This window comes from Schlesneria sp. (genome assembly GCF_036405755.1).
GTDB lineage: Bacteria > Planctomycetota > Planctomycetia > Planctomycetales > Planctomycetaceae > Schlesneria > Schlesneria sphaerica.
This window is the reverse complement of the sequence record NZ_DASWWZ010000540.1, coordinates 1-6,401: the sequence shown is the minus strand read 5'-3', so window position 1 is coordinate 6,401 and position 6,401 is coordinate 1. Positions and strand designations below refer to the sequence as shown.

The 6,401-nt window shown below is 57.9% G+C and carries 5 protein-coding genes; 2 read left to right on the top strand and 3 right to left on the bottom strand.

Annotation, left to right across the window (positions count from 1 at the left end; all coding sequences use genetic code 11):
* Together VGE80_RS18220 and VGE80_RS18215 are read left to right on the top strand one after the other, a co-directional pair.
* Positions 1-434, top strand: a 434-nt coding sequence (locus VGE80_RS18220; RefSeq protein WP_440593653.1) for a c-type cytochrome, incomplete at its 5' end; no start/stop codon positions are given.
* A 197-nt stretch (positions 435-631) separates the two neighbouring features.
* Positions 632-1,747: an ABC transporter permease gene (locus VGE80_RS18215; protein ID WP_373650472.1), complete on the top strand. Its 1,116-nt coding sequence runs from the start codon at positions 632-634 to the stop codon at positions 1,745-1,747.
* A 3-nt stretch (positions 1,748-1,750) separates the two neighbouring features.
* Here VGE80_RS18215 and VGE80_RS18210 read toward each other — a convergent pair whose 3' ends face one another.
* The 3 genes from VGE80_RS18210 to VGE80_RS18200 all read right to left on the bottom strand — a co-directional run.
* Complete coding sequence (locus VGE80_RS18210) at positions 1,751-3,262, bottom strand: outer membrane protein assembly factor BamB family protein (RefSeq protein ID WP_373650473.1); 1,512 nt, start codon at positions 3,260-3,262, stop codon at positions 1,751-1,753.
* Positions 3,263-3,430: 168 nt separating this feature from the next.
* On the bottom strand, positions 3,431-5,245 hold the full coding sequence (locus VGE80_RS18205) for a S1 RNA-binding domain-containing protein (RefSeq protein WP_440593652.1): 1,815 nt from the start codon (positions 5,243-5,245) through the stop codon (positions 3,431-3,433).
* A gap of 231 nt (positions 5,246-5,476) precedes the next feature.
* Positions 5,477-6,401: tetratricopeptide repeat protein (locus VGE80_RS18200; RefSeq protein ID WP_440593651.1), on the bottom strand; the 925-nt coding region annotated here is incomplete at its 5' end.

Sequence of the window (6,401 nt, the reverse complement as noted above, 5' to 3'; positions counted from 1 at the left end):
CTCAGATGAAGGGAAACAGTGGTAGCGGGCAGAAGCTGTTCGCATCGACGGCGAAGTGCAATACCTGTCACGTCGTCCACGGGCAGGGGAAAGAGGTTGGTCCGAATTTGTCAGAGATTGGATCTAAACTGAGTCGACAGGCTCTGTACGAGTCGATCATTTTTCCAAGTGCGGGGATCAGCCATAACTATGAATCCTGGACGATTGTGCTCGCAGACGGGACGTCGCAGACCGGGATCATCGTCAGCGAAGACGGTGAGAAAGTGATCCTGAAGGGGAGCGATGCCATCGTTCGCACCTTCCCTGTCAAGGCGATTGAAGAACGCAGCAAGCAGACCGTTTCGCTCATGCCTGCTGACTTTGCTAAACTCATTTCTCAGGAAGAACTCGTCGACATCGTCGAATATCTCACCACACTGAGGAAGCCACGATAATAACGTCGAACTCCATCGAATGAATTCTCGATAGAGCTCGACGCTACGTCGGTGTGCCTGTTCTGTATGTCAATTGGACGTCTCCGGTGATGCGAAACCTTGATGTTTCCTCGCCTTCGAGGGGATCCAGGCTCGCTGGCCTGAGATCATTTCGCTGCGATTGCTTTCATCCACTTTTGCTAACGTGAAGCTGCTTTATGTCGAAACCCGAAGAAGCTGGGCTCGCTCCCCGATTTCAACTTGCGGACTTCGCGCCGCTGATCAGTTTTTTCACGCTCGTCCTGGTTTTCTCTGTTATTGCCAGTGACTTCCTGAGTCTCACTACGTTGACGCTTATCTTGAAGCAGGGAGCCGTTCTGGCCATCGCCGCAACAGGACTGACCTTTGTCTTGCTGTGTGCCGAGATCGACCTCTCAGTAGGGATGGTCGCGCTGCTCTCGGCTTGCCTGTGCGGGGTCCTTTGGGAATCGTCATTGGCTGCAGGGCCAAAGGAAGTGAACGGGGCCGGGAACGTCTCGTACCTTGCAACGGGGCTCGTGATCCTGATTCCTCTTTTAGCGGCAGTGTTAATGGGACTGTTGTCAGGTTGGCTGACAATCTCATCGGGACTTCCCAGTTTCATTATCACACTGGCAATGATGAACATCGCGCTGGGGCTCGCCCGGTTCCTGACTCGCAGTCAGAAATTCGCGGTACCGCCAGTTCTGGGAGAGTTGGGGAACTCGCCGCTGCTCGAATTGCACTTGGGGCGATACGGGACTCTCAGTATTCCTCTGAGCGCCGCTTTGGCCGCCGCGGTTATGATTGCGGCCCACCTGGTACTGCAGCACACCCGTTTCGGCCGGTACGTCTACATGACGGGTGGCAATCGTCAGGCGGCCCGGCTGGCAGGAGTCAGAACCGAACGGATCGTCATCGCCTGCCTGGCAATTTGCGCGACGACCGCCGCGTGTGGAGGGATGGTCAACTCAGGCCGAATGAACAGCGTCAGTCTGGACCAGAACGCCGATCTCCTGCTGGATGCCGTCGCGTGCGTGGTTCTCGGCGGCACGAGCCTGTTCGGGGGGGAAGGGAGTATCGGTCGAACCCTGATTGGTGTGCTCAGTTTTACCGTTCTCAAAGTTGGACTGAACATTACGAACGTGGAACGACTGATCAAGCAGTCCGCACTTTCTCCACAGCTTAAAGAGGAATGGCTGAAGGCGAGCTGGGTGACCCATTTTGATCTCCTGCGACCGTTCCTGATGGGGGTTGTCCTGCTGCTGGCACTTGTGATTCACGGCCGGCTGGTCAAGCACCGCAGCGATTCGTGACGGCTACTTCGCGGAGGCTTCGGCCTTGGCGATATCGAGGCAAATCAGGTAGTCCTCACCCCGGAGGTAGAGTCGTCCGTGTGAAACAACAGGAGCCGCCCAGGCCGGATAGCGGATCTGAGGATAAACAGCCCGGCTAATCTGCTCGTATTTGTCTCGGCTCAGTTTACCCAGGACGAGGATCCCGCGTTCACCCAGCATGATGAACTTGCCATCCACGGCGGTCTTCGAGCCACGGCCGAAGAACGTCACTGGCTTGCCTTCGCGATCCACGATTCCCCCATCGGGACTCGCACGAAGTTCTGTCGGGGCTCCTTCGAAACCATTCGTTTCCCACAGCAGTTCGCCACTTTTCAGGTCAACACACTGCAGCATCGCTTCGCCTTCGTGGCGACCACTGAAGCCGTAGATACAGCCGTCCTGGAAGATCGGGGTCGACCAGTGTGTCGACATGCCTCGCTTATTGCGCCAGACGACTTCGTAGTCTTGTTCGTCGGGTTTGACTTTCAGCAGCGCCGCCCCCGTTTCATAGGCGGCCGAGAGGAAGATCGTATCGTCAACGACGACAGGTCGAGCCGCATTCACTGACTCGTGGACCCGGGACCGGAACCAGTACTTGAAGCGAACATTCCCATTGGTCGGGTCCAGCGACACCAGACCGTGCCGCACCAGGCACAAGAGGTGCTTTGTCCCGTGGATGGTGGCAACAATGGGTGACGAATAGCTGACGACCATTTCGTCGCCGGTCCACCGGTATTTTTTACCGGCCTGATCAGTGGGGACGCCATCCCAGGTATCTTTGCCGACGCTTTCCCAAACGACCTCGCCAGTCTCCGCATTGAACGCGACGACGCCGGAATTGGGTTGTCCCCCGACGAGGACGATCAGCAGATTTCCTTCAAGAATGGGCGTGCAGCCAGCACCGAAGAAATGTTCCGGGACGTTCCATTTCTTAGTTGTCTCGACTTCCCAGATCAGCTTGCCCGACTGCAGGTCGAGGCAGACCAGCCGACCTTGCGCGCCGAAAGTGTAGCAGCGATTCGCGGTCAGCACGGGAGAACATCGCGGGCCGTTGTTGTATCCGTACGGGTCCGAGAAGTCCGTTTCGTACTCATGCGTCCAGAGCCGTTCGCCGTTCTGTACGGTCAGGCATTCAATCACGTCCCGGTCACGCTGGCGGTGATGGACAACGACATGCCCGTCGAGGATGGAGGGAGAGCTATAACCTTTGCCGATTCGCTTGCCCCATAAGACTTCGGGACCATCCTCGGGCCATTCGTCGAGCAGGCCTTTTTCGTCCGAAATACCGGTACCGTGAGGGCCGAGGAAAATGGGCCAGTCGATTCCAGGCCGTTCATCCCGAACCGTCGCTTTTCCGGGAGAAGCCGATTTCGCTTTCGCCAGCTCATCTGCGGCATGGACGAGGGACGTGCTGAACGTCGTTGATACCGCTCCTCCACAACCCAGTGCCACACAAACCAGTGAACTGAACAGTCGGGGAAAAGTGAATCTCATACGTCCCATCCGACAAACGGTGACCATTGCACTCGGTTCGCGCATCACCTTGGTCTGGCAGCGAAAACTGAGTCTAAAAAAAGCCGTTCAGGGAGCAAACAGAAGTTTGCCACACCTGACGGCTTCGGAACAAGTCATAGAGCAAGCAGTCGCAGACCGCTTATTGGATCAGCGGCTGAAGTCGCCAGGATTCCCAAAAAGTCCCCCGCTGCTTCCCATCGCTTTGCCACCACGCAGTGGTTCTTTGCGTTTGCGTTCGTACGGCTCGCCTTTGCCGGGGGCCAGATCTTCGTCTTTCGGCTTTTCCGGCTTCTGCTTGAGGGCCTTCAGTGACAGGCTGATTCGCTGACGGTCAGGTGCGACTTCCAGGACTTGTGCCTGAACTTCCTGGCCGATGTTGACGACATCAGTCACTTTGCGGATTCGCTGGTGATCCATTTCGCTGATGTGGATCAGGCCTTCGACTCCCGGTTCCAGTTCAACGAATGCACCGAAGTCGGTGGTTCGTGTGACTTTCCCGGTCACTTCTTTACCAACGGCGTAGTTGGTTTCAACGCTGCCCCAGGGGTTATGTGTCAGTTGACGCATTCCGAGGCCGATTTTCTGCTTTTCCCGGTCGAGCGACTGCACGACCACTTCGCACTTCTGGCCTTCCTGAAGAACTTCGGAAGGATGCTTTACACGCGTCCAGCTCATCTCACCGATATGCAGGAATCCGTCGGCACCACCCAGATCGATAAAGACACCGTAGTCCTTGATCGTCTTGACCGTTCCGGTGAACTGCTGGCCAACTTCGACCTTTTCCCAGAACGCGACCGCCAGTTCCTTCCGCTCTGCGATCATGACAGAGCGACGGCTGACGACGAGGTTGCGCTTGGCTGGGTTGAGTTCGGTAATCTGTACCGTCAGCTTCTGTCCGACCAGAGCGTCCATCGAAGAGACGAAACCAAGGTCGACCTGACTGGCGGGAAGGAAGGCTCGCAAACCACCGACGGTGACTTCGAGGCCGCCTTTGTTTGTCTTGTTGACGATACACTCGGTCACCTGGCCAACGGTGAGTTCGTCCCAGTTGCCGCGTGCCTTACGGGTCGCCTTGGGCAGGTTCACCAGAATGACGCTGTTTTCCGGATCGTACTTTTCCACGATCACGAGGAACTCTTCGCCGACGCGCGGCTGCTTTCCCTGTGGGAACTGGCGAGCGGGCAGCAGACCGGGAGAGCGATAACCGACTTCGCAGAATACGTCGTCAGCGGTGACGCTCTGAACCTTGGCCTTCAGTTTGGTCCCCGCTTCTAACTGATCTTCGGAGGCGGGAAGTTCTTCCGCGATGGCCGACGAGGTGGGAGTCACGGCACCGGCGGGCGGGGCGGTGGGGGATGTCATCTGGCCGGACATCGCCGCTTCGATTTCTTTTTCGAGACTGTCATCCAGTGCGACCTGCTTTGGAGGCAGTTCGATATGGCCGATGGGACCACTGGCGGTATTGGTCTGGGCCTGAGCTGCGGCCGCGGCAGCGAGGGTTGCTGCTTCGGACTCGACTTCCGCTCCAATGCTGCCCACAGCGCGCGACGACTGGCCGCTGACGTCCGGGTTCAGGACGGGCTTCTTGCGAGCTTCTTCGCCGGTTGCGGCAGCCGTCTCGGATGTTGGCGTGGATTCGCTCGCGGGAGCATCTGCAGAGGACATCGCGGCGACGGGGGCGTCGGTTGCGCTGCTGACAGCCTGTGATTCGGTCGGTGTTACCACGGCGGCGACGGGCTCTGCCACGGTGGCCTCTTTCGTTGTGAGTGTATCCGCCGACGCTGAGGCGACCGCAGCATGAGCGGCCGACAATGCGTCCGGGGTTAGCGGCTGTCCAGCCACCGAACCGACGTGTGGTTCCGCCCCTGTTTGCGAAGTGGGTGTCGCGGTCGGGCCGTCATGACTTGTCGTCTGTGCAGCCGGAGTTTGAGCGTCCCCAACCATCGTCTCATCACCATTCATCGTACCAACCCCAACTCGTCGAATGACTCGCGCAACGCCGAATTGCGATGCGCCGATATGTAACCTTATCAAACGGGAACTGTTTTGCGAAATCCGTCTTATTTTGATCTAGCAAAACCGTTCCACGTTCAGATTCCCCGATCGAATTCGGGTTACGGTAATCGAATCTGCAAGGGAACGCCAGTTTTCCGTATCGCTTTCACTGAATTCTGACAAAACGGTTCCAGATTTCTAGAGATCGGGCATTGGCACGGGAGCACCCGGTAGCGGAGCAAGTTGCCCTCGTTTCGTGCCATTCTGTTCGCCATGATCCCCTGCGAATCCCTCTGCTCCCTGTGCGGGAAATGGCATCGGCAGGGGGACGTCGTTTAATTTCGGGATCGCAGGATCAACGGGCTCGTCCTGCGGTGCAGCAGGGGCGTTCGCCGCGTGGTCGAGAAACGCCAGGATGTGACTTTTGTCTCCTTGTCGTTTCATTCGATCGGCGGCCTCGAGAAACTCACGACTTCGGGCGTCTCCTTCAAAGTGCAGCAGCACGCCCAGTACAAACAGGCGGTCGGATTCTCGATAGTCCTCCCGCACCCAGTCCATCACTTTACTGATGATGGACGAGCGGACGACGTCGCTTTCGGGGCCAAACAGGATCTTGGACTGGTTCCCCGATGCCGGAATGGTGGGGTCAATGAAGACGGCACGTTTCAGTTCACGGATGGCCGGCTGAAAACTTTGAATTGTGATGAGACTCAACCCAAGGCGCAGGTGAGCTTCGGCCCGGTCAGGAGCTGCGTCCACCGCGGCCCGATAGGCCGCACGCGCTTCGGACCATCGTTGTTCGCGCAGCCGCTGGTCCCCCCGGGCCTGGTGCTGAAGACTCCGCAACCGGGCAGCAGGACTGGAGGGAACCACAGGAACCTTGGTCGGCTCGAACGGTGTCTCACGCTGCTCATTGGGAACGAGGAACGACGGTTCGGTCATGGGCTGCGGGATCGTCAGGTCGGGGGTAAACGGGTTGATTCGTGGCGCAGGATAGTAGCCGACCTGATACGAGATTGTCCGTGTGTACCCCGGTCCCGTGAATCCGCTGTAGCCCATCGCCGGTGCGATCACCCACGGGGACCAGTGACGACGGAAGCTATAGCGATGGTCGCACTGTTGT

What these genes read in the sequence shown, in the direction of transcription:
- VGE80_RS18215 (WP_373650472.1), top strand. Translation starts at nt 632, where the DNA reads ATGTCGAAACCCGAAGAAGCTGGGCTCGCTCCCCGATTTCAACTTGCG.
- VGE80_RS18210 (WP_373650473.1), bottom strand. Translation starts at nt 3,262, where the DNA reads ATGAGATTCACTTTTCCCCGACTGTTCAGTTCACTGGTTTGTGTGGCA.
- VGE80_RS18205 (WP_440593652.1), bottom strand. Translation starts at nt 5,245, where the DNA reads ATGAATGGTGATGAGACGATGGTTGGGGACGCTCAAACTCCGGCTGCA.